The organism is Desulfovibrio sp. (assembly GCF_009712225.1).
GTDB lineage: Bacteria > Desulfobacterota > Desulfovibrionia > Desulfovibrionales > Desulfovibrionaceae > Desulfovibrio.
In genome coordinates, this window is sequence record NZ_WASP01000006.1 from 481397 (window position 1) to 501152 (window position 19756).

Genomic DNA, 19756 nt, shown 5'->3' on the forward strand with positions numbered 1-19756 from the left:
GAGAAAATAGATGGCTGACAAAATGCGTATTGGCTGGATTGGCACTGGTGTTATGGGCCTTTCGATGGCGGGACACCTTCAGGCTGCTGGCTGGCCGCTGACTGTATACAACCGTACCAAGGCCAAAACCCAGCCCCTTCTCGACAAGGGCGCAAAATGGGCCGACACCCCGCGCGCCGTGGCCGAAGCCTCTGACGTGGTGTTCACCATCGTGGGCTACCCCCACGACGTGGAAGAAGTGACCCTGGGTGAAAACGGCGTGCTGCGCGGCCTGGCCGCTGGCGGCATTGTGTGCGACATGAGCACCTCCAGCCCCGTGCTGGCCGAGCGCATTGCCGCTGCCGCCAGGCAGCAGGGCTGCGAATCGCTCGACGCCCCGGTTACCGGCGGCGACGTGGGCGCGCGTGATGCCAAGCTCTCCATCTTTGTGGGCGGCGATCAGGCTGCTTACGAACGCGTGCTGCCCTGCTTCAACAAGATGGGCACCAACATTCTGCACTGCGGTGGTGCGGGCTTTGGCCAGAAGGGCAAGCTTGCCAACCAGGCCGCAATTGCTGGCGTGATGATCAGCACCTGCGAATCCTTCCTTTTTGCGCAGGAGGCCGGGCTTGACGTTTCCAAGTGGATGGAACTGGTGGTTGCCGGCTCTGGCGGCAGCTTTGCCATGAACTCCCTTGGCCGCCGTATGCTCAAGGGCGACTTTGCCCCCGGCTTTTTCATTGACCACTTCATCAAGGACCTTGGCCTTTGCCTTGAAGAATGCCGCCGCATGAAGCTTGTGCTGCCCGGCATTACCCTGGCCGACCAGCTGTACCGCACCATGCAGGCCAAGGGCCAGGGCAGCAAGGGTACCCAGGCTCTGGTGGAATGCCTGGCCGAGCTTTCGGCCAAAAAGTGGAACGCCTGCTGCAAATAGTTTGAATTATGGCCCAATGTGGCCTTGTGCCCGTCCGGCTTATGGCCGGGCGGGCCGCTTTGCATGACGAGCCTGAGCCCGCCAATTTGGGCAACAATAAACAGGAGATCCGCCATGCCCCCCGCCATAGCTCCCGGCAACCCGACACAAATTCCCCATAGCCCGCTGGAAGACCCTGCCCTGGAGCTTTACCGCCCCTTTCTTCAACGCAGAACCCGGGCCTTTATGGCCGAGCAGGAACGCATCTGCACCCACTTTGGGTCGCTGCGCTCCTATGCAGATCTGCACCTTACCCTTGGCGCGCACCGCATCGATGGCCCCTCAGGCAGCATATGGCGTTGGCGAGAATACATGCCCAATACCGAAAGCCTGTGGCTGACTACAGACAGGCTGAATTTTCAGCGACACGCAAAATACCGCTTCAAACGCTGCGCCAACAATATTTTTGAGCTTGATCTGCCCCCCGATGCCCTGGAGCACGGCACATACGTGGAGCTTCGGCTGGTCGCTGCCCGTAACGCCGTTTCACAAGGCGCAGAAAAGCAAAACGGCAAGGCCCTCAAGCGCGTGCCAGCCTTTGCCACATGGGTGGAGCAAAATGCCGCTCTGCCAGAACAATGGTGCGCGCGCCTGTGGGCGCCGCAAGCGCCCTACCGTTTTAAACACCAGCGGCCAGCGCGCACGGTCTTTCCCCGCATTTACGAGGCACACGTGGGCATGGCGCAGTCATCGCTGGCGCATAAGGGCGATAGCGTGGGCAGCTATGCCGATTTCAGCCACCATATTTTGCCGCGCATCAAGGCTTGTGGATACACGGTCGTGCAGCTCATGGGCATACTGGAACACCCTCTTTACCGTTCGTTTGGCTATCAGGTAAGCAGCTATTTTGCGCCGTCCTCACGCTACGGCACTCCAGACGACTTCAAAGAGCTTGTGGACACTGCCCACGGGCTTGGGCTGGCGGTGCTGCTCGACGTGCCCCACGGCCACGCCAGCGCTAATACAGAACAGGGGCTGGCCCGCTACGACGGCAGCCGGTATCTGTTTACCGGGCAGCAAAACCAGTGGGGCACGCCTTCATTCGATTATGAACAGGAGATGACGCGTCGTTTTCTGCTCTCAAACTGTCGCTACTGGCTTGAAGAATTTTTGGTGGACGGCTTTCGTTTCGATGCTGTGGGCAACACCCTGTACCACGACTTTGGCGCGGACGACGATTTTTCGCATGTGGGGCGCTGCTTTTACGATAAAAACGGCCAGCCGCGCGCGAATATTAACGGTGAGCTGTATCTGAACCTTGCCAACGCCCTGACCCACGAAATCTGCCCTGCTGCGGTGACGATTGCCGAAGAATTTTCGGGCATGCCCGGCCTCACCTGTCCGCCTGAACAGGGCGGCCTTGGCTTTGACTACCGCTTTGCCATGGGGATACCCGATTACTGGGCCAAGTGTATTGCCGAGCCACACGACATGGGTAGTCTGTGGTATGAAATGACCAACCACAGGTCCTACGACCGCACCATAAGTTATGTGGAATGCCACGATCAGCACATCAACGGCAGCGATGCCATGATCTGGCGACTGCTGGGCGACGAAATGTACCGCCACATGTGCATAGATTCCGAAAGCTGGAACATCTCACGCGGGCTGGCCTTTTATCGCCTCATGCGTCTCATAACGCTGGCTGCGGCCGATGCGGGCTACCTAAATTTTATGGGATGCGAATTTGGCCATCCCGAATGGCTCGATGCGGAAAAACACGCCCATCGCCAATGGCAACTTGCTGACGACCCACAACTTAAATACCACGCCCTGGCAGATTGGGATAAAGAACTGATGGGCCTTGTGCAGCGGCATTTGGACGACTTTGCCCAGCCGCCCGTGTTCCGCTTTATTCATGAAGAAAAGCGCCTGTTGGCCTTTGAACGCGGGCAACTGCTCTTTGTTTTTAACTTTCATGAGCTGCAGGCGCAGAAAAACCTGCTCTTTGCCGTTAGCCCCGGCAAATATGATGAACTGCTGAACTCGGACGAAGTACGTTTTGCAGGGCATGGCAATCTGACGGTAAAAAGCCCGCCAATGGCGCATTTTACCTCTCCTATGCCGGGGAGGATTGAGGGTGATATTGCTCTGTACATGCCGCCGCTTGTGGGACTTGTTCTAGAAAATGTAAAATAATTTACCAAAAATATTGACAGGTGAGGCAGTTCCGCGTAGTTAGTTCTCTCGCGTCGGGATGTAGCGCAGCCTGGGAGCGCACTTGAATGGGGTTCAAGGGGTCGAAGGTTCAAATCCTTTCATCCCGACCAGAGATTTGAAGGGAATTCATGAAAACATGAATTCCCTTTTCTCGTTTGTACATGTCGGCCTCCATCCCACCCACACGCCACTGCACAATTCAGCACAAGACAGCTGAACTGACTTTCTCGCTGCCCAACAACTAGCTTATATAAATTTTTTGGACGCAGCTCTTTTAAAAAACTATTCCAGAATGCTCTTGCAGTATTGTAGAAAAAATAAAAAAAGCTTATTTTAATTAAAAGCTGATATGTATTGTTAAACTAAGGAGATTCATCATGTTTAAACGTGCTGTGATTGCATTGGTTTTGTCACTGGCTCTTGCTGCTCCTGCGGCGGCAGAAACCACTGGCGTTTACGCTGGTATAAAATTTATTGATTCCATTCAGAGCACTGGCCCCTTCTCGTTGAGCGGTGATGTGAAAGGCCTTGGTATTGGCCAATATTCGCAAAATTCTGTGGGCGGCGGCGTATTTTTGGGCTATGATTTTTATCCGCAGTTTCAGGTGCCCATGCGCGCTGAGCTGGAATACGCAATCAGAACCAACATTACCAAAACCTGGGATGCGAGAGGAACAGCCGGCGCTGCATCTTTTAAAGGCGAATGGGGCCTGCAAACGCTGTTTGCCAACGCATATTGGGACTTCCACAACTCCACGGCCTTTACCCCCTACATTGGCGGCGGTCTTGGCCTGGGGTTCATCAAAACAAAGTACACTGCCGACGTTGACGGCGACGGCGATTCCGGCAGCCTGACGCAGCATGATACCGTTTTTGCCTGGAATCTTGGCGCAGGCTGTTCCTATGCCTTTACAGAAAACCTGTCGGCAGATCTGGCCTACCGCTTTGTGGGGCTGGGTTATACCGATGTCAGCAAGCGCGCTGACGACAACAAGGTATCCATTGGCTCAGCTCCTTATGCCAATGAATTCAGCCTTGGTCTGCGCTATACATTCTAAACATCAAGAATGCAGCGAAACGTTTGCTGCAAGTTCATTGGGCCGGGGATTTCTCCGGCCCATTTTTTTGGGAAAAACAACGCAGGTGCCCTGAACAGGTTTTTTGGACAAACAACACAGCGCAGATTCGCGATTAGGGCTTACAAAAAAATTGCGCCTCAACCTCATGGATTGTGCGCTGTCGCTTCATGTCTTCACACATGGTTCAGTTGACTGCACACTCATGGCGGTAAATAATGCTTACATAATCGCACCCAGCCACAGGAGACATTATGGACCTGAAAAAAGGGCAAGATATCATTGAGGGCTTTGACGCGCTGCTGCATGCTACAGACCCGGCACTGGCACATGTGCGGGTGACGTCTGGCGCATGGACACTTACGGAAATTGTCGGCCATCTGGTGGATTCTGCTGCCAACAACCATCAGCGCTTTGCACGTTTAATATCGGGCAACCTTGAGCAGTTCCCCCCTTATGAGGCGGAAAATTTTGTGATGGTCCAGCAATATGACGGCTGTGATTTTGCTGAGATGGCAAACTTCTGGCGGCAGTATAACTGGCTGCTCATGCACATCATGCAGATAATTCCGGCCAATGCACTTGAGAACATATGGCAGCGACCGGATGGGCCAAAGTCGCTACGCACTTTGATTGAAGGATATTTTGAGCATATACAGATGCACTCCGACCATTATCGCGAGCGCATGCAGCAAATAGCAGAAGATCGTAAGTAAGCTTAATGCCGCTAGTGCAAAAAGCGAAAAGGCAGAAACGAGAAAAGGGAATTCATGTTTCCATGAATTCCCTTTAAATTTCTGGTCGGGATGAAAGGATTTGAACCTTCGACCCCTTGAACCCCATTCAAGTGCGCTCCCAGGCTGCGCTACATCCCGACGCGAGAGAAGTAACTACGCCGAACTGCCGCGGCTGTCAACTTTTATAATCATTACACGCTTTTTCTTATGCGGACGACACAGAGGCAGCTTGCCGTGCCATTTCAGCGTGGGCTGAACCTGCTTTTCAAGCGCTTACCCAATTTTTATTTGGCGACTTCCCGCTTTCTCTTGATGTGTCAGGTGATGAAATCAAGGTAAAATCAACTCCAAACAGCCGCACCCTCCAAACGCCCCATAATGGCCGTATGCCCACTCTAAGCCCAAAACGCAGCGTTGCATCCAAAAAATATTTTTCAGTCACCTCAAATCGAATGCCACAGCGCATTGAAAAACTCCCCAAAGCAAGTCAGTTCTCACCAAGCACGCATATCTGCAATGCCTATCCGCTATCCGTCAAAATCCATAGAGGCTCGTGCGGTGATCAAAGGATGCCTTAAGGCGGGATGACACTTTTTCACTCAGATCATATCCGCCTTTCACTCACACGCCGCCATTGCTTCTCTCCATCGCATGTTTCATCGCCTCTGGTGATTTTTTCCGTCGCCTACTTGTGTTACTTTTTATAAAAAAGTAACATTAAATCCTACAAGCAGCCCTGCTCTTCGTTTGTAATCCATAACTGTGCATTTTCAGCACATTAGGCTAAAGAACAGATATTTATATGTTACATATGTGATTATGCTCATATTTTTATAAATATGATTAGGTTTACATTGTATCCTTTTGGTAAGAACTATGTAATTTTTTTAACAAATATTGACACAATATATTACTGGTGTTAATATTCAATATAATAAAAAATTCACAATCGCCATAGTTGCAGTATTTTGTATTGTTGCTGACAGATGTATTAATTTTATTCCTGCAAAGAAGGAAGAAATTATGTCCAGCAGTGAACTTGTTGATATTGTCTACATCATGGCATTTTGCCTTGGCGGCATGAGCTTTGCTCTTGGGCCTTTTGTAATAGTCTTTTTTCTCGCCCCCCGCCTTACACGCAACACCGTTGGCAAAACCAGACAGATTGTCGAATGTGGCATTGACCCCATTGGTGACGCCTGGATCAAGTTCGGCGCTGTGTACTACATGTACTCTCTGCTGTTTCTTGCCTTTGCGGTCGACATTCTCTTTCTCTTTCCCGTTGCCGTCATCTACAACAAAGCCTCGCCTGTCAGCGACTTTTTAACCTTCGCAGAAGTCTTTCTGTTCGTGGGCATCTTGTCCCTTGTCATTGTTTATGCGTGGAAAAAGGGAGTCTTCCAATGGCAACGGAAAATATATTCGGATCGGTAGTCCACTTTTCGCGGCTCGATACGCTGTTTGACATGTGCCGCGCCAACTCGCTTTGGCCCATGACCTTTGGCCTTGCCTGCTGCGCCATTGAAATGATGGCCACCGGCGCATCGCGCTTTGACTTGGCGCGATTTGGGGCCGAGGTATTCCGCCCCTCGCCCCGGCAAAGCGACGTGATGATCGTTTGTGGCACCATCAATAAAAAGATGGCCCCGGCTGTGCAGATTCTTTACGACCAGATGCCCGAACCCAAGTGGGTTATCGCCATGGGCAACTGCGCCATCTCTGGCGGGCCTTTTGTGTACGAAGGGCAGTACGGCGTTGTGGAAGGCGTGGGCAAGCTGTTTCCTGTGGATGTGTTTATTCCCGGCTGCCCTCCCCGGCCAGAGGCGCTTATTGAAGGTATTTTGAAGCTGGAAGAAAAGCTTACCGGAACCCGGCGCTGGCCAGTGGTTACGCCACCAGGACTGCCGGGGCCTGCGGCAGCAAAAGCGGCAGCACTGGCAGACCCGGCCACGATTGCAGATGATGGATCCGGGGCCGAAATGAAATCGCCCCCAGATGCGGCAGGAGGGCAACAGGCATGAGCACAGATACGCTTACCAACAAGCTGGCTGCCCTGCCCGGAGCCACAGCCCGCGCTACCGACCATGCCGCTGTGGGCTATGATATTTCGGTGGCGCTGCCAGATAGCTCCCTGCTTGCCGCGGTAACAATCATGGATGAAGCCGGGTACTTTCTTGAATGCATGACCGGCGTTGACTGGCTTGGCGAATGCGCGACCTTGCGCAAAGAGGCGGAGGCCAAGGCCAAAAAGGCCGCAGAGGCAGCTGCAGCCAGTGCTGAGGCAACGGAAGCCGCGCCAGATGCCCCTGCAGCGCCACAGGCTGTGGAGGCAGAGCAGCTCGCGCAAGATTCCATACCGCAGAAAGACTCGCTTGAAGTTGTCTATGTCTTCAACCGTTTTTCTGCCCGCCACCGGGTAAACCTGCGGGTGCGCACGCCGCGCTCCAATCCGCAAATCCCCACCATTGCCGAAATCTACCCCATAGCCCACTGGCAGGAACGCGAAATACACGAGTTCTTTGGCATCGTCTTTATCGGGCATCCCTACCTGATTCCCCTTCTGCTGCCCGAAGACGCGGAATACCACCCCTTGCTCAAGGACTACAGCGCATGAACTATCTTGCCCAAAGTCCCACAGACGAGCGGTTTGTTCTGAACCTTGGCCCGCAGCACCCGGCAACGCACGGTGTTTTGCGCGTCAAACTGGTCATGGACGGCGAATATCTTGTGGAGGCCGAGCCCGTGCTTGGCTACATCCACCGCATGCACGAAAAAATGGCTGAAAACCGCACCTGGGCGCAGTTTATGCCCAACACAGGCCGCATGGATTACCTGCACGCTCTGGCCTACAACCACGGCTATGCCTGTGTGGTCGAGCGGGCCGCCGGAATTGAAGTGCCGGAACGGGCCGAGTACATCCGTGTAATCACCAACGAACTGAACCGCGTTTCAAGCCACCTGCTGTGGTTTGGAGCCTTTGTGCTCGACCTTGGCGGGTTTTCGCCGCTCTTGTACGCGTTTGACGACCGCGAACAGATTCTTGATCTGCTTGAATCTGTCACCGGGTCACGCCTCACATACTGCTATTTTCGCTTTGGCGGCGTGTACAACGACATTGACGATGCCTTTGTTACAGGTACGCGAACCTTTATAAAGCGCATGCGCATGCGCCTTCCCATGTATCATTCGCTTGTAAGCAAGAACCTTATCATCCAGCAGCGTCTTGTGGATGTGGGCATTGTTGATGCCGAAATGTGCCGCAAATACGGCGCTACCGGGCCAGTGGCACGCGGCGCTGGCATCGACTTTGACCTGCGCAAGCATGAGCCCTACAGCGTTTACGGCCGCTTCAACTTTGACGTGCCCGTGTACCACGAGGCCGACTCCATGGCACGCTATCATGTGCGCATGGATGAAATAGAGCAGAGCCTGCGCATCATCGAACAGGCGCTGGATCAGCTGCCCGATGGCCCGGTCATGGCTGCCAAGGTTCCCAAAACCATCAAGCCTCCCAAGGGCGACTATTACCACGCGGTAGAAACAGCGCGCGGCCTGTTGGGCATCCATGCTTTCAGCGATGGCAGCGGCACCCCCTGGCGGGTCAAGTGGCGCACGCCCTGCTTTGCCAATCTGCTTCTTTTTGGCGAGGCGTGCAGGGGCATGCTGCTGCCCGATGCCCTGGCGCTGCTTGGCAGCCTTGATCTGGTTATTCCTGATATCGACCGCTGAGGAGAACAGCCATGACGTTTTACTCCGAAATGCTGCGTCTTCTTGGGTATCTGGTGGGGTTTCTTGTCTTTGTGGCGCTCAATGCGGCCTACCTTGTGTGGGTAGAACGCAAGGTTGCCGGGCACATACAGCGGCGTATCGGCCCCAAGGAAGTTGGCCCCTACGGCCTGTTGCAGCCCCTGGCTGACGGCCTCAAGCTGATGACCAAGCAGGTGTTTATTCCCAAAGATTCTGATGGCGTGCTGTTTTGCCTTGGCCCCGTGCTGGTCATGACGCCTGCCTTCATGAGCTTTGTAACCATTCCCTACACCGAGGGGCTGGTGGCGCGTAACCTTAACCTGGGGCTGCTGGCCATCTATGCCTTTGCCTCGGTGAACGTGCTGGGCCTGCTGCTTGGCGCGTGGGGTTCGCGCAACAAATACGCCGTTATCTCTGCTGCGCGCGTGGTTTCGCAAAACGTGGCCTACGAAATTCCCATGCTGCTGGTGGTGGTGAGCCTGGTGATGGTTATGGGCACCCTTAATCTTAATGAAGTGGTAGCCGCGCAGTCGGGCGGGTTCTGGCACTGGAATGTGCTGCGCCTCTCGGCAAGCCCGCTCATGCCCTTCTCGTGCATCATCTTTTTCATCTGCATGCTGGCAGAGACAAACCGCGCCCCCTTTGACATGGCCGAGGCCGAAAGCGAGCTGATCGCTGGCGCGTTTACGGAATATTCCGGCATGGGCTTTGGCGTGTACTTTATGGGCGAGTATGCCAACGTGGTTGTGGGCTCAAGCCTGCTTACCCTGCTCTTTCTTGGTGGGTGGGATTGCCCGCTGGGCCTGTGGCCGGGGGCGCACTGGTTTGCCATCAAACTGTACGCGGTCATTTTTACGGTCATATGGGTTCGCTGGACATTTCCGCGCACCACCTTTTACGGCCTGCTGAACCTTTCGTGGAAGGTGCTCATACCCATTGCGCTCGTCAATCTTCTCATAACCAGCGCATTGCTCAAGGTGCTGTAACATGAACGCATACTTTAAAAATATCTTTTCAGGCGGCTGGAGCCTGTTTGTGGGCATGGGCATAACGCTGCGCTATTTTTTCAAGCCGGGGGTTACCAAGTCGTACCCGCGAGAGGTTCTGCCCATCACGCCGCGTTACAGGGGCCATATCGACCTTGTGTATGATGCGGAAACCGGCACAGACCGCTGCATTGTGTGCGGATCGTGCCAAAAGGCCTGCCCCTCTGGCTGCATAGAGCTTGCGGGCGAAAAGCTGGAAGGAGCCAAAAAGAAAACCCTGACCAGCTACCAACTGGATTTTACCAAGTGCAGCCTGTGCGGCATGTGTGTGGAATCGTGCCCCACCGACGCGCTCACCTTTTCTCATGACTACAATCTGGCCGGTTTTGACGAGGCAGAGTACCACTTTGACCTTGTACGGCGGCTCAAGGAGCGTCCCTGATGTACAGTCATGAAACCATGCAATCGCTGGCCGAGGGCATCTTCTGGTTCTTTGTGCTGGTGACCTTTTGCGGCGCAATACTGGCTGTGTCGGCGCGCACGCTCATACGCCGCGTGGCCGGGCTTGCCCTGTGCTTCACCGGCGTGGCGGGGTTGTACTACTATCTGTCGAGCCCCTTTGTGGCCTTCATGCAGATGCTTGTTTATGTGGGCGCGCTGTGCGTTACCATAACATTTGCCATCATGCTGGCCGAAACATCGGACGCAAACCGCGGCCCGCGCCGTCACAAGCTCAGCCTGTTTCTGGGCGCTGCGGCCAGTTGCGCCATTACTGCCGTGCTGGTGGCCCAGTCTATCGTGGCTCCATGGCCAGACACGCCGCCAGTGCAGACAGAGGGCACCATCGAGCGCATCGGGCAATCGCTGCTGAGCACATACTCCATGAGTTTTGAACTCATTTCAGTGGTTCTGGTGGTTGCCATGGTGGGCGCGCTTGCGCTGGCCCGCCACGGGAGGGACAAGTGATGCACTACGCCAGCCTGAGTCAGAATTTGGAGACATATCTGGTTATCGGCGCTGCCCTGTTTGGCCTGGGGCTGTTTGGCATGGCCATGCGGCGCACGTTCATAGGCATGCTTATAGCCTCGGAACTCATTCTTTGCGGTGCTTCGGTCAACTTTATGGCCTTTGGACGATTCAGCGCGGCCGATACGGCAACCGGGCAGATAGCCGCCCTTTTTGTCATGGCCATTGCTGCCGCAGAAGCGGTTATCGTACTTTCCATCATCATTGCGGTGTACCGGCTGTACAGATCTGTTGAAACAGACGCTCCGTCAGACCTCAAAGGTTAAGGGGAACAGCATATGGATATTGTTGAATCCGTCAGACCCCTGGCCGCCATACTTGCAGCGTTGATAGGCGCATGCCTCATAATGCTGACGGGGCGTCGGCCCAACCTGCGCGAAACCGTTTCGTTCATCACAGCTGTGGTCATGTTCTGCATCATCGCCTCCATGGTTGGCGAGGTTGCACCTGCGCCCATGGGGCTTGGCCGCACCCTGCACCTTACGGTTTTTGCCATTCTGCCGGGGCTTTCCGTAAGCCTGCGGGCAGATGCTTTTTCCATGGTATTTGCGCTGGTTGGTTCGTTTTTGTGGATCATCACCGTTTTTTATGCGGCGGGTTACATGCGCGGCCTCAACGAGCACGCGCAGACACGCTTCAGCGCCTGCTTTGCCCTTACGCTTTTTGGAGCCATGGGTGTGGCCTTTGCCGACAACCTGTTTACGCTCTACCTGTTTTATGAAGTGGTGAGCGTATGTACCTACCCTCTGGTGGCCCACCATCAGGATGCCGAGGGATACGACGGCGCGCGCAAGTACATTGTGTACCTTACCACCACGGCCAAAGGGCTTGTGCTGCCCGCCATGATCGTCATCTATGTACTGACGGGCAATCTGGACTTTGCCCACAACAGCCACACGGGCATTCTGCCCGCCGGAGCAAGCGACGCGCTGGCAACGGTGCTGTATGTGTGCTGCATTCTTGGCTTTGCCAAGAATGGCATCATGCCCTTCCACCACTGGCTGCCGGGCGCAATGGTGGCTCCCACGCCTGTTTCGGCACTGCTGCACGCGGTGGCCGTGGTCAAGGTGGGCGTATTTTGCACCACACGGGTCATGCTGTTTGTGTTTGGCACAGACTTGATGAAAGCCCTGAACCTGGGTGTGCCCACAGCCTACTTTGTGTCGATTACCATTCTGGCGGCGTCCATCATTGCCCTGACCAAGGACAACCTCAAGGCGCGGCTGGCCTACTCCACAGTCAGCCAGCTTTCATACATCGTGCTGGGCGTGGCCCTGCTGACGGTTGACGGCATACAGGGCGGCATTGTGCACATCGCCAACCATGCCTTTTCAAAGATCACGCTTTTCTTCTGCGCGGGCGCAATCTACGTGGCCACGCACAAAAAGTGCATCTCTGAGATGAGCGGCCTTGGCCGCACCATGCCCTTTACCTTTGCTGCATTTGCCGTGGCCTCGCTTTCCATGATCGGCGCGCCGCCCGTGGCTGGCTTTGTAACCAAGTGGAAGCTGCTGGTGGGTGCCATGGAAATGCCCACTCATTCCATGGGCATTTTGCTGGTGCTGCTGGCAAGCACGCTGCTCAACGTGGCCTACTTTGCGCCTGTGACCTACAAGGCGTTTTTTGGCAAACGGCCGGAAAACGAAGAGACCGGCATTCGTGAAGCCCCGTTGAGCATGGTCATACCCATACTCGTGGCGGCTGGGGTTTCTGTGTTCATTGGCATTTACCCAGATGCCATCATGTCCTTCGTGAAGGTGGTGACAGGATGATAGTGAACATAATCGAATTCTTTCGCGCCCGCCTCAAGGCAACCATACGCGTGTGCCTGGTTGCGCTGGCAGCGCTGGTAGCGTGGGATGCCCTGTTTGTCTCCAAAGAGCACGTTCACACCTTTGTTGAGCGCATACCCGGATTCTGGGCCGTGTTCGGCTTTGTGGCCTGCGTTGTGATTATCATCGTTTCCAAGTGGTTCGGCCATTTGGGCATCATGACCCGCGAGGATTATTACGATGACTGAACCATGGATTCACCCCTCTGCCATTCTGTTGATTGGCGCGGTAATTCTGCCGCTGCTGCCGCGGGCCGTGCGCCGTATTTTCATTGTGCTTGTGCCGGTGCTGGCTTTTTGCGCGGTGCTGCTCATGCAGGGGCACAACGGCGTGTACGGCGTGGTTCCCTTCATGAAATGGCAGCTCATATTCGGCAAGGTTGACGAGCTGAGCATGGTGTTTGCCTACATCATGACTCTCATGTGCGTGATCGGTTCCATCTACGGTCTGCATGTGGAAGAAGCCGCGCAGCATTCCGCCGCCTGGACATATGTGGCAGGCTCGCTGGGCGTTATCTTTTGCGGTGATTACCTCACGCTCTTCCTGTTTTGGGAGCTGATGGCCTTTTCGTCCGTATTTCTTGTGTGGTTTCGGCGGCGTAAGGAATCACTGGCTTCGGGCTACCGGTATTTGCTGGTGCACACCGCTGGCGGTTTGCTGCTGCTGGCGGGCCTTGTGCTGCGCTACCGCGCCACGGGCGACCTGAGCTTTGGCCCTATCGGCGTGGCCGACCCGCAACTGTACACCTACCTGATCATGGCCGGGTTTATTCTTAACGCGGCTGTGCCGCCCCTGCACGCATGGCTGCCAGATGCCTATGGCGAAGCCACGGTAACAGGCGCGGTATTCATGTGCGCATTTACCACTAAAACTGCCGTATACGTGCTGGCGCGCAGTTTTGCAGGCATGGAAATTCTGGTGCCGTTGGGCGTGTGCATGGCCCTGTACGGCGTTGTGTACGCCGTGCTTGAAAACGACGCCCGCCGCCTGCTGGCCTATCACATCATCAGTCAGGTGGGCTATATGGTAGCCGCCGTGGGCATTGGCACGCCGCTGGCCATCAACGGGGCCTGCGCCCACGCTTTTGCCCACATTCTCTACAAGGGGCTGCTGTTTATGGGCTGCGGTTCAGTGCTGCACATGACTGGCGTAAGCAAGTTTACACAGCTGGGCGGCCTGTACAAAAAAATGCCCAAAACCTTTGTGTTTACCCTGATTGGCGGGCTTTCCATTTCGGCCTTTCCGCTGTTCAGCGGTTTTGTGTCCAAGGCCATGATTGTGGCCGCCGGATTTGAGGCCCACAACTACTGGGCGGGATTTCTGCTCACGCTGGCTTCTGCCGGTACGTTTTTGCACACGGGGCTGAAGGTTCCGTACTTTATCTGGTTTGGCAAAAACAACTGCTCGCAGGAAACATGGGAACGCGCTGGCGACCCCCCGCGTAACATGCAGGTGGCCATGGCCATGGCGGCTTTTTTGTGCATCTTTATTGGCTGCTATACGCCCTACCTGTACGATATGCTGCCCTTCCCCAGTGTGGCCGCCCAGTACGATCCTTACACGGCGACCCATATCTCTGAGACCTTGCAAATACTGCTGTTTACGGCTGTTGGCTTCTTCTTGTTGCTCAAAAAGCTTACGCCAGAGCCCTGCATCAGCCTTGATCTGGACTGGTTTTACCGCATGGGCGGCAGGCTGTTTTACTGGGTTGCCCGCAAGCCTGTGCAGTCAGTGGACAATGCCGTGGGCGAGGCCTGGAACCGTCAGGGTATTGTGCCGCTCATGCGCACGGCGCGATTCTGGTCGTGGTTTGACTGGCACGGCATAGATACGGTTGTCGACGGCACGGCCCGCAGTGTGCGCGCCCTGGGCGGCGTGTTGCGTGTGGTGCAGAGCGGCAGCCTGCAAATCAATATCATTTCCATGGCCGCCGTGGTGGCCCTGGTGCTCACGCTGCTGGCTTTTGTGTAAGCCGCGCAGAAAGGAGATCGCCGCGATGGATTTTCTGAGCATGAACACCCTGGGCTACCCCATCCTCAGTATTCTTGTTTTTCTGCCGCTGGCAGGGGCTGTCATTGTGCCCCTGCTGCCGGGAGAAAACAGTGTGCGGATATGGACGCTCTTTGTCACACTGACCAATGCTGTTGTTTCACTGCCGCTGTTTACGCGGTTTAACGCCACATCGGCCCAGTACCAGTTTGCCGAGCACCATCCCTGGATCGAAAGCCTGAACGTCAACTACACCCTTGGGGTGGACGGCATATCACTGCTGCTGGTGATGATGACAACCCTCATCATGCCGCTGTGCGTGCTGGGATCATGGAAGTACATTCAGACCCGCGTCAAGGAATTCATGATCTGCCTGCTGGTTATGGAAACATCCATGCTTGGCGTTTTCATGGCGCTGGATCTGGTGCTGTTTTATGTACTGTGGGAAGCAATGCTTATTCCCATGTATCTGCTCATCGCCGTGTGGGGTGGCCCTCGCAAGGGCTATGCTTCCATAAAGTTTTTCCTGTACACGCTGGCAGGTTCGGTATTTTTGCTTGTTGCCATTGTGGCCCTGTACATCAATCAGGGCACGTTCAGCATTCCGGCACTTATGGGGCAGCAGTATTCCGAGCGTTTCCAGCTGCTGGTGTTTCTGGCTTTTTTCATTGCCTTTGCCATCAAGGTGCCCATGTTTCCCTTTCACACATGGCTGCCTGCGGCCCACGTGGAGGCCCCAACCGCTGGCTCGGTGATACTGGCATCTGTGCTGCTTAAAATGGGCACATACGGTTTTTTGCGGTTTTGCCTGCCCATCACGCCCGGCGCGGCCATTGGCCTGTTGCCCGCCCTGCAGTGGCTTTCTGTGGCGGGAATCATCTACGGCGGGCTGACAGCCCTTGCCCAGCAGGACATGAAGAAGCTCATTGCCTATTCGAGCGTCGGCCACATGGGTTTTGTGACCCTGGGTATATTTGCCCTTAACCAGCGCGGGCTGGAAGGGGCGCTGCTGCAAATGATCAACCACGGCGTAACCACCGGTGCGCTGTTTCTCTGCGTAGGCATGGTGTACGAGCGCTCGCACAGCCGTGAGCTTTCCGACGCGGCAGGGCTTGGCAAGTTCATGCCCATCTATGTTACGTACCTGACGTTTTTCTCGCTGTCGTCACTGGCCTTTCCCGGCACAAACAGCTTCGTGGGTGAATTTCTCATCCTGGCCGGAGCCTTTTTCAACAACAAGATCGTGGCAGTGTGTGCCGTGCCGGGGGCAATACTTGCGGCGGCCTACATGCTGCGCATGCTGCAGCGCGTGATATGGGGCGGCACCAACAACCCAGACCAGTCGCGAATGTACGATCTGGGCTGGCGCGAGGCGGTGACCCTGGCCCCATTGCTGGTGTTTGTTTTCTGGATAGGGCTTGCGCCGGAACCGTTTTTGCGCGTCATGAGGCCAAGCCTTGACCATCTGCTGGCGCAGACAGGCTACCATGCCCAAAGCGCTCTGGCCCTTGCGGAACTTGTTGCTCGCTGACCGAACCCCAAGCAAGGACAAAAGGCCTACGCATGAACGCATATCTTTTTGCACCGGAACTTGTTCTTCTTGCGGGCTGCCTGCTGGCATTCTGCATGACCCTCACAGAAGCGCGCACGCAAACCCTGCGTCTGCTGGTTCTGTGCGTGGGGGCTGCCTTTGCGGCCACCTCTGTGAGCTGCCTTTTCGCCAAGGGAACCCTGTTTTACGGAGCCTACAGGGTAGACCTGTTTTCGCAGATGGTAAAAAGCGTGATGTCGGTCGGCTTTACGCTGATGCTGCTTTTTGGCGCAGATACCAAGGGCATATCAGTACGTATGCGACCGGAATATTATTTCTTTTTACTTACAAGCCTGCTGGGGCTCACCCTGCTTTCCAGCAGTGTGGAGCTCATCACCCTGTTTATTGCCCTGGAGCTGTCGTCGTATTCGCTCTATCTGCTCGTGCCCATGCGCACGCCGTCAGACAGCATGCGCGCGCCAATGGAAGCGGCTATCAAGTATCTGCTGTTTGGCGTAACGGCCTCGGGCATCATGCTGTTTGGCATGAGCTGGATTTTTGGCATAGCTGGCAGCACCTATCTTGAACAGATACTGCCCGCCATGCGCACAGCCCTTGCCCAGCCCACGGGTTTGAATGCGGCCGCGCTGGTGGGGCTGGTGATGATGCTCTGCGGCATGTTCTTCAAGCTGGCGGTGTTTCCCTTCCATTTTTGGGCGCCAGATGTGTATCAGGGCGCGTCAAACGACACCACGGCCTTTATTGCTTCCATGCCCAAGATTGTGGCCGTGGCCGTGCTGGCGCGTTTCTGCGCCCTGGCCTTTCCCGATGAGGGGCATATGGCCATGCTGCTCACAGGGCTTTCCATCGCCTCCATGTGCTACGGCAACCTTACCGCTCTGGTGCAGACAGACGTAAAGCGCATGCTGGGTTTTTCGGGCATCGCGCATGCCGGGTACATTCTTATGGGTATGGCCACCCTTCAGGGATGGGGCATCGCCACATCGCTGTATTATGCCACAGGCTACCTGTTCATGATGCTGGCGGCATTTCTGGTGCTGTGCGTTGTTTCGACTGAAGGCCAGAACCTGAGCATCAAGGATCTTAACGGCCTCTCACGGCGCTCGCCCCTGCTGGCATTTGTGCTTGGCGTAAGCATGTTTGCGCTGGCGGGAATTCCGCCATTTGTGGGGTTCATGGGCAAATTCATGCTGCTGACCGGCGCTTGGCGCGCGGGCCATACGGCACTCGTGATCATAGCGGCCATCAATACCGCCATAGGCATTTACTATTATTTGCAGGTGGTGCGGGCCGTGTACACAGAACCCGCACCCGAAAACGCACAGGGCATTGTGCCGCACGCTGGTGCGCGTCTGGCTGGCATATGCCTTGTGGGGCTGGTGCTGGCTCTGGGCATGGCACCCGAGAGCATGATCCGCATGGCTACCGAGGCCGTGCTGGCCGCATGGTAACAGAACAGACAAAACACCTTGCAGCAAAAAAGCCCCAGGCGCGTTGGCGTTCTGGGGCTTAACTTTTTTATGCGGCCTAAGGGGTACTGACGGCCATCCAGGTTTATTCGGCAACCTTCACAGCGTTGCGCCCTGCGGCCTTGGCGGCATACAGGGCTTTGTCTGCCTTGACCAGCAGCTGAAGAAGTGAGTCGTTGGCAGAAGACACCTGCTCTTCTGGCCCATTCATTTCACTTACTGCCACACCCACGCTCACAGTAACGTGCAGCGTTTGCCCATCGTGCACAAAAGAATGAGCAGCTATGGCCTGGCGTATGCGCTGTGCCAGCTCTTCGCCCTGTCTGGGGTGCGCACAGTTGGCAAGAACAACAAACTCCTCGCCGCCGTACCGCACAAGCAGGTCGGCCTGTCGCACACTGCCGCCAAGGATTTTTGCAACCACTCCCAAAACCATGTCGCCCACATTGTGGCCGTAAGTATCGTTGATCTTTTTAAAGTGGTCTATGTCCAACATAAGGCACGAGCAATACTGCCCAAAGATCAGGGTTTTTCGATAAAAATCCGCTCCCGTCAGCTGCAAAAAGCGCCTGTTGTACAATCCGGTAAGGGGGTCACTAAGGCTTTGCGCTTCTGCATTTTTTATCTGTCTGCTTACCCTGAAGCTCATCACTGTAAAGGCATCAAAAAGAATTTTGAGCTCTGTGGGCATGTTATTGTGCGAGTGCAGCTTGCCTGCCTGGGCATAATCATTTTTGCGCAGCTCAAGGGCATACGCAGTAAGCTCTTCAAGGGGGACTTCAATACTGCGACAAAAGCGCAGAATAAAAGGCATTACCAGCAAAATGGCGCAAAGTGCCCCCAAACTTACAGACAGGGTTTGCCACCGGTAACTGGCAAGAATCTTGTCCACTGTCTGAAAATAGATCAGTTTCCACCCGTCATTGCCCACATCAACGGATGCGCCAACCATGCGAGTTCCGGCCTCATTGACAAAAACCTGACCGGAATCGCTGAGCGATCTGAGCTGTGCAGAAACCATGACGCCTGCGCCGTCATTGCCCTCGGCAACGGCGTTGGCCGGGGCAAGCACGTTTCCTTTTGCGTCGCACAGCACCAGCCCCCGGATATCTGGAACAAATGAGCCACGCATCCAGGCGTCCAGCTCTCCAACGCGAATGGTCAAAAAAACCACGCCGTCAAATTTACTGGCGGCATCAAATACAGGCGCTGAAAAAATGCATATGGGCTTGCCGGAAATACGCCCTTTGGTGATGGTTGTAATTGCTGGCCTGCCCGCTTTTGCCTCGGTAAAATAATGCCTGTCGCCTGTGTAAATACCTGTTACGCCCATGGTATCAATTACAGAATTTCCATCTGCGCCAATAAATGCCGCAGATGCCATATCGGGATGAGTGGCAATGTATTCTTCGAACTCAATGGCTACCCTGGAGATTTCAGAGCGGTGCGATTGAACAATTCTGATCAAAAAATTTACATCTTCAAAGCATACATTGATGTAGCCATTAACCGTATTTCTATTTTTATTAAGGTCTTCCACAATCAGTATTTTTTCCGCTTCAACCACCTGCCCGCGTTGAAAAAGAAAAAAGAACAACGCTGCGGTGACAGAAGGAATACACACAACAAGCATTACATAAAATCGTATGCGCCCGCGAATCGTATCAAGTTTAAGGAAACTCAAAATATTAATCCTGTTCATGCTCTACCCGTAACTCACAAGGCCTTTTATGAAATTCCGTATCGCTGCGTACTGTGGAATGAAATCCACACGAGAGCAATCAAAACATTAACATCATAACATGCATGACATTTCATGCACATAACGTGCTCAATCCCTGAGCCTAAAGTAACCTTAGCATCATACGTCAATCTGCCACAGTCCTCAATCATCAAAACCCATGGCCGTGGGCAAGCAAGCCGCCCATACATCCAGCAGTGTTTCCCTGTGCTGAACTATAGGCGGATCACAGTGGAAGCAAGCCCTGCTCCAGATATAAAGAAAATAATTTTTCAAAGCATAATGATATCGATTACATTATTTATTCAAAAAATATCAACAAAAGTAGACGAATTCTGAAAAAAAATTTATATTTATAGCGATTCTTTCGCTTTATCAGGCCATGGCGCACCAACAAAACTTACATGTTGCTATTAATAGCACTGCCTCTAATTGCCAAAATACAGCTTTGTATTATAAATTATGCTATTGCATGGTTTGTATTAC

The 19756-nt window shown here is 54.5% G+C and carries 17 protein-coding genes, 2 tRNA genes and 1 pseudogene; 18 read left to right on the forward strand and 2 right to left on the reverse strand.

The window, feature by feature from the left end; translation table 11 throughout:
• Positions 1-10 precede the first annotated feature (10 nt).
• The 5 genes from F8N36_RS07485 to F8N36_RS07505 all read left to right on the forward strand — a co-directional run bounded on the left by F8N36_RS07485 (position 11) and on the right by F8N36_RS07505 (position 4907).
• On the forward strand, positions 11-916 hold the full coding sequence (locus F8N36_RS07485) for an NAD(P)-dependent oxidoreductase (protein WP_291332176.1): 906 nt from the start codon (positions 11-13) through the stop codon (positions 914-916).
• A 114-nt stretch (positions 917-1030) separates the two neighbouring features.
• Positions 1031-3094 carry an alpha-amylase family glycosyl hydrolase gene (locus F8N36_RS07490; RefSeq protein WP_291332177.1) on the forward strand — a complete coding sequence of 688 codons (2064 nt, stop codon included), beginning with the start codon at positions 1031-1033 and terminating at the stop codon, positions 3092-3094.
• Positions 3095-3148: 54 nt separating this feature from the next.
• Positions 3149-3225: transfer RNA gene (locus F8N36_RS07495), tRNA-Pro, on the forward strand.
• Positions 3226-3492: 267 nt separating this feature from the next.
• Positions 3493-4173: an outer membrane beta-barrel protein gene (locus tag F8N36_RS07500; protein ID WP_291332178.1), complete on the forward strand. Its 681-nt coding sequence runs from the start codon at positions 3493-3495 to the stop codon at positions 4171-4173.
• 272 nt (positions 4174-4445) lie between these two features.
• A complete protein-coding gene (locus tag F8N36_RS07505; protein WP_291332179.1) occupies positions 4446-4907 on the forward strand; it encodes a DinB family protein in 462 nt (153 codons plus the stop codon).
• Positions 4908-4989: 82 nt separating this feature from the next.
• On the opposite strand, the gene F8N36_RS07510 is transcribed toward F8N36_RS07505, so the two are convergent.
• Positions 4990-5066 (reverse strand) — tRNA-Pro (locus F8N36_RS07510).
• Between the two features lie 885 nt (positions 5067-5951).
• Between F8N36_RS07510 and F8N36_RS07515 the strand changes: the two genes are divergently transcribed.
• From F8N36_RS07515 to F8N36_RS07575, 13 genes and pseudogenes are all read left to right on the forward strand, one after another.
• Positions 5952-6362, forward strand: a complete 411-nt coding sequence (locus tag F8N36_RS07515) for an NADH-quinone oxidoreductase subunit A (RefSeq protein ID WP_291332180.1) — start codon at positions 5952-5954, stop codon at positions 6360-6362.
• Positions 6332-6814: pseudogene (gene nuoB, locus F8N36_RS07520) on the forward strand (NADH-quinone oxidoreductase subunit NuoB); the annotation flags it as partial. The gene F8N36_RS07515 and the pseudogene nuoB, both read left to right, overlap by 31 nt.
• A gap of 131 nt (positions 6815-6945) precedes the next feature.
• A complete protein-coding gene (locus F8N36_RS07525; protein ID WP_291332181.1) occupies positions 6946-7542 on the forward strand; it encodes an NADH-quinone oxidoreductase subunit C in 597 nt (198 codons plus the stop codon).
• Positions 7539-8657, forward strand: a complete 1119-nt coding sequence (locus F8N36_RS07530; RefSeq protein WP_291332182.1) for an NADH-quinone oxidoreductase subunit D — start codon at positions 7539-7541, stop codon at positions 8655-8657. The genes F8N36_RS07525 and F8N36_RS07530 overlap by 4 nt, the downstream gene beginning before the upstream one ends.
• Before the next feature lie 11 nt (positions 8658-8668).
• Positions 8669-9661 (forward strand): NADH-quinone oxidoreductase subunit NuoH, encoded by a 993-nt coding sequence (nuoH, locus tag F8N36_RS07535; RefSeq protein ID WP_291332183.1) that lies wholly within the window; start codon positions 8669-8671, stop codon positions 9659-9661.
• Position 9662: 1 nt separating this feature from the next.
• Positions 9663-10103 carry an NADH-quinone oxidoreductase subunit I gene (locus F8N36_RS07540; RefSeq protein WP_291332184.1) on the forward strand — a complete coding sequence of 147 codons (441 nt, stop codon included), beginning with the start codon at positions 9663-9665 and terminating at the stop codon, positions 10101-10103.
• Positions 10103-10627 carry an NADH-quinone oxidoreductase subunit J gene (locus F8N36_RS07545; RefSeq protein WP_291332185.1) on the forward strand — a complete coding sequence of 175 codons (525 nt, stop codon included), beginning with the start codon at positions 10103-10105 and terminating at the stop codon, positions 10625-10627. Before F8N36_RS07540 ends, F8N36_RS07545 begins: the two co-directional genes overlap by 1 nt.
• Positions 10627-10953: an NADH-quinone oxidoreductase subunit NuoK gene (nuoK, locus tag F8N36_RS07550; protein ID WP_291332186.1), complete on the forward strand. Its 327-nt coding sequence runs from the start codon at positions 10627-10629 to the stop codon at positions 10951-10953. Before F8N36_RS07545 ends, nuoK begins: the two co-directional genes overlap by 1 nt.
• Before the next feature lie 12 nt (positions 10954-10965).
• On the forward strand, positions 10966-12459 hold the full coding sequence (locus tag F8N36_RS07555) for a monovalent cation/H+ antiporter subunit D family protein (RefSeq protein ID WP_291332187.1): 1494 nt from the start codon (positions 10966-10968) through the stop codon (positions 12457-12459).
• On the forward strand, positions 12456-12707 hold the full coding sequence (locus F8N36_RS07560) for a hypothetical protein (RefSeq protein ID WP_291332188.1): 252 nt from the start codon (positions 12456-12458) through the stop codon (positions 12705-12707). The genes F8N36_RS07555 and F8N36_RS07560 overlap by 4 nt, the downstream gene beginning before the upstream one ends.
• Complete coding sequence (locus tag F8N36_RS07565; RefSeq protein WP_291332189.1) at positions 12700-14490, forward strand: Na(+)/H(+) antiporter subunit D; 1791 nt, start codon at positions 12700-12702, stop codon at positions 14488-14490. Before F8N36_RS07560 ends, F8N36_RS07565 begins: the two co-directional genes overlap by 8 nt.
• Positions 14491-14515: 25 nt before the next feature.
• Positions 14516-16039 carry an NADH-quinone oxidoreductase subunit M gene (locus tag F8N36_RS07570; RefSeq protein ID WP_291332190.1) on the forward strand — a complete coding sequence of 508 codons (1524 nt, stop codon included), beginning with the start codon at positions 14516-14518 and terminating at the stop codon, positions 16037-16039.
• 32 nt (positions 16040-16071) lie between these two features.
• Positions 16072-17511, forward strand: a complete 1440-nt coding sequence (locus F8N36_RS07575; RefSeq protein ID WP_291332191.1) for an NADH-quinone oxidoreductase subunit N — start codon at positions 16072-16074, stop codon at positions 17509-17511.
• A 103-nt stretch (positions 17512-17614) separates the two neighbouring features.
• Here the strand turns inward: F8N36_RS07575 and F8N36_RS07580 are convergent, their stop codons facing one another.
• A complete protein-coding gene (locus F8N36_RS07580; RefSeq protein WP_291332192.1) occupies positions 17615-19213 on the reverse strand; it encodes a diguanylate cyclase in 1599 nt (532 codons plus the stop codon).
• Positions 19214-19756: the final 543 nt, after the last annotated feature.

Bases quoted from the DNA above. Each gene is read 5' to 3' on its own strand.
- F8N36_RS07485 (WP_291332176.1), top strand. From the start codon at position 11: ATGGCTGACAAAATGCGTATTGGCTGGATTGGCACTGGTGTTATGGGC.
- F8N36_RS07490 (WP_291332177.1), top strand. From the start codon at position 1,031: ATGCCCCCCGCCATAGCTCCCGGCAACCCGACACAAATTCCCCATAGC.
- F8N36_RS07500 (WP_291332178.1), top strand. From the start codon at position 3,493: ATGTTTAAACGTGCTGTGATTGCATTGGTTTTGTCACTGGCTCTTGCT.
- F8N36_RS07505 (WP_291332179.1), top strand. From the start codon at position 4,446: ATGGACCTGAAAAAAGGGCAAGATATCATTGAGGGCTTTGACGCGCTG.
- F8N36_RS07515 (WP_291332180.1), top strand. From the start codon at position 5,952: ATGTCCAGCAGTGAACTTGTTGATATTGTCTACATCATGGCATTTTGC.
- F8N36_RS07525 (WP_291332181.1), top strand. From the start codon at position 6,946: ATGAGCACAGATACGCTTACCAACAAGCTGGCTGCCCTGCCCGGAGCC.
- F8N36_RS07530 (WP_291332182.1), top strand. From the start codon at position 7,539: ATGAACTATCTTGCCCAAAGTCCCACAGACGAGCGGTTTGTTCTGAAC.
- nuoH (WP_291332183.1), top strand. From the start codon at position 8,669: ATGACGTTTTACTCCGAAATGCTGCGTCTTCTTGGGTATCTGGTGGGG.
- F8N36_RS07540 (WP_291332184.1), top strand. From the start codon at position 9,663: ATGAACGCATACTTTAAAAATATCTTTTCAGGCGGCTGGAGCCTGTTT.
- F8N36_RS07545 (WP_291332185.1), top strand. From the start codon at position 10,103: ATGTACAGTCATGAAACCATGCAATCGCTGGCCGAGGGCATCTTCTGG.
- nuoK (WP_291332186.1), top strand. From the start codon at position 10,627: ATGCACTACGCCAGCCTGAGTCAGAATTTGGAGACATATCTGGTTATC.
- F8N36_RS07555 (WP_291332187.1), top strand. From the start codon at position 10,966: ATGGATATTGTTGAATCCGTCAGACCCCTGGCCGCCATACTTGCAGCG.
- F8N36_RS07560 (WP_291332188.1), top strand. From the start codon at position 12,456: ATGATAGTGAACATAATCGAATTCTTTCGCGCCCGCCTCAAGGCAACC.
- F8N36_RS07565 (WP_291332189.1), top strand. From the start codon at position 12,700: ATGACTGAACCATGGATTCACCCCTCTGCCATTCTGTTGATTGGCGCG.
- F8N36_RS07570 (WP_291332190.1), top strand. From the start codon at position 14,516: ATGGATTTTCTGAGCATGAACACCCTGGGCTACCCCATCCTCAGTATT.
- F8N36_RS07575 (WP_291332191.1), top strand. From the start codon at position 16,072: ATGAACGCATATCTTTTTGCACCGGAACTTGTTCTTCTTGCGGGCTGC.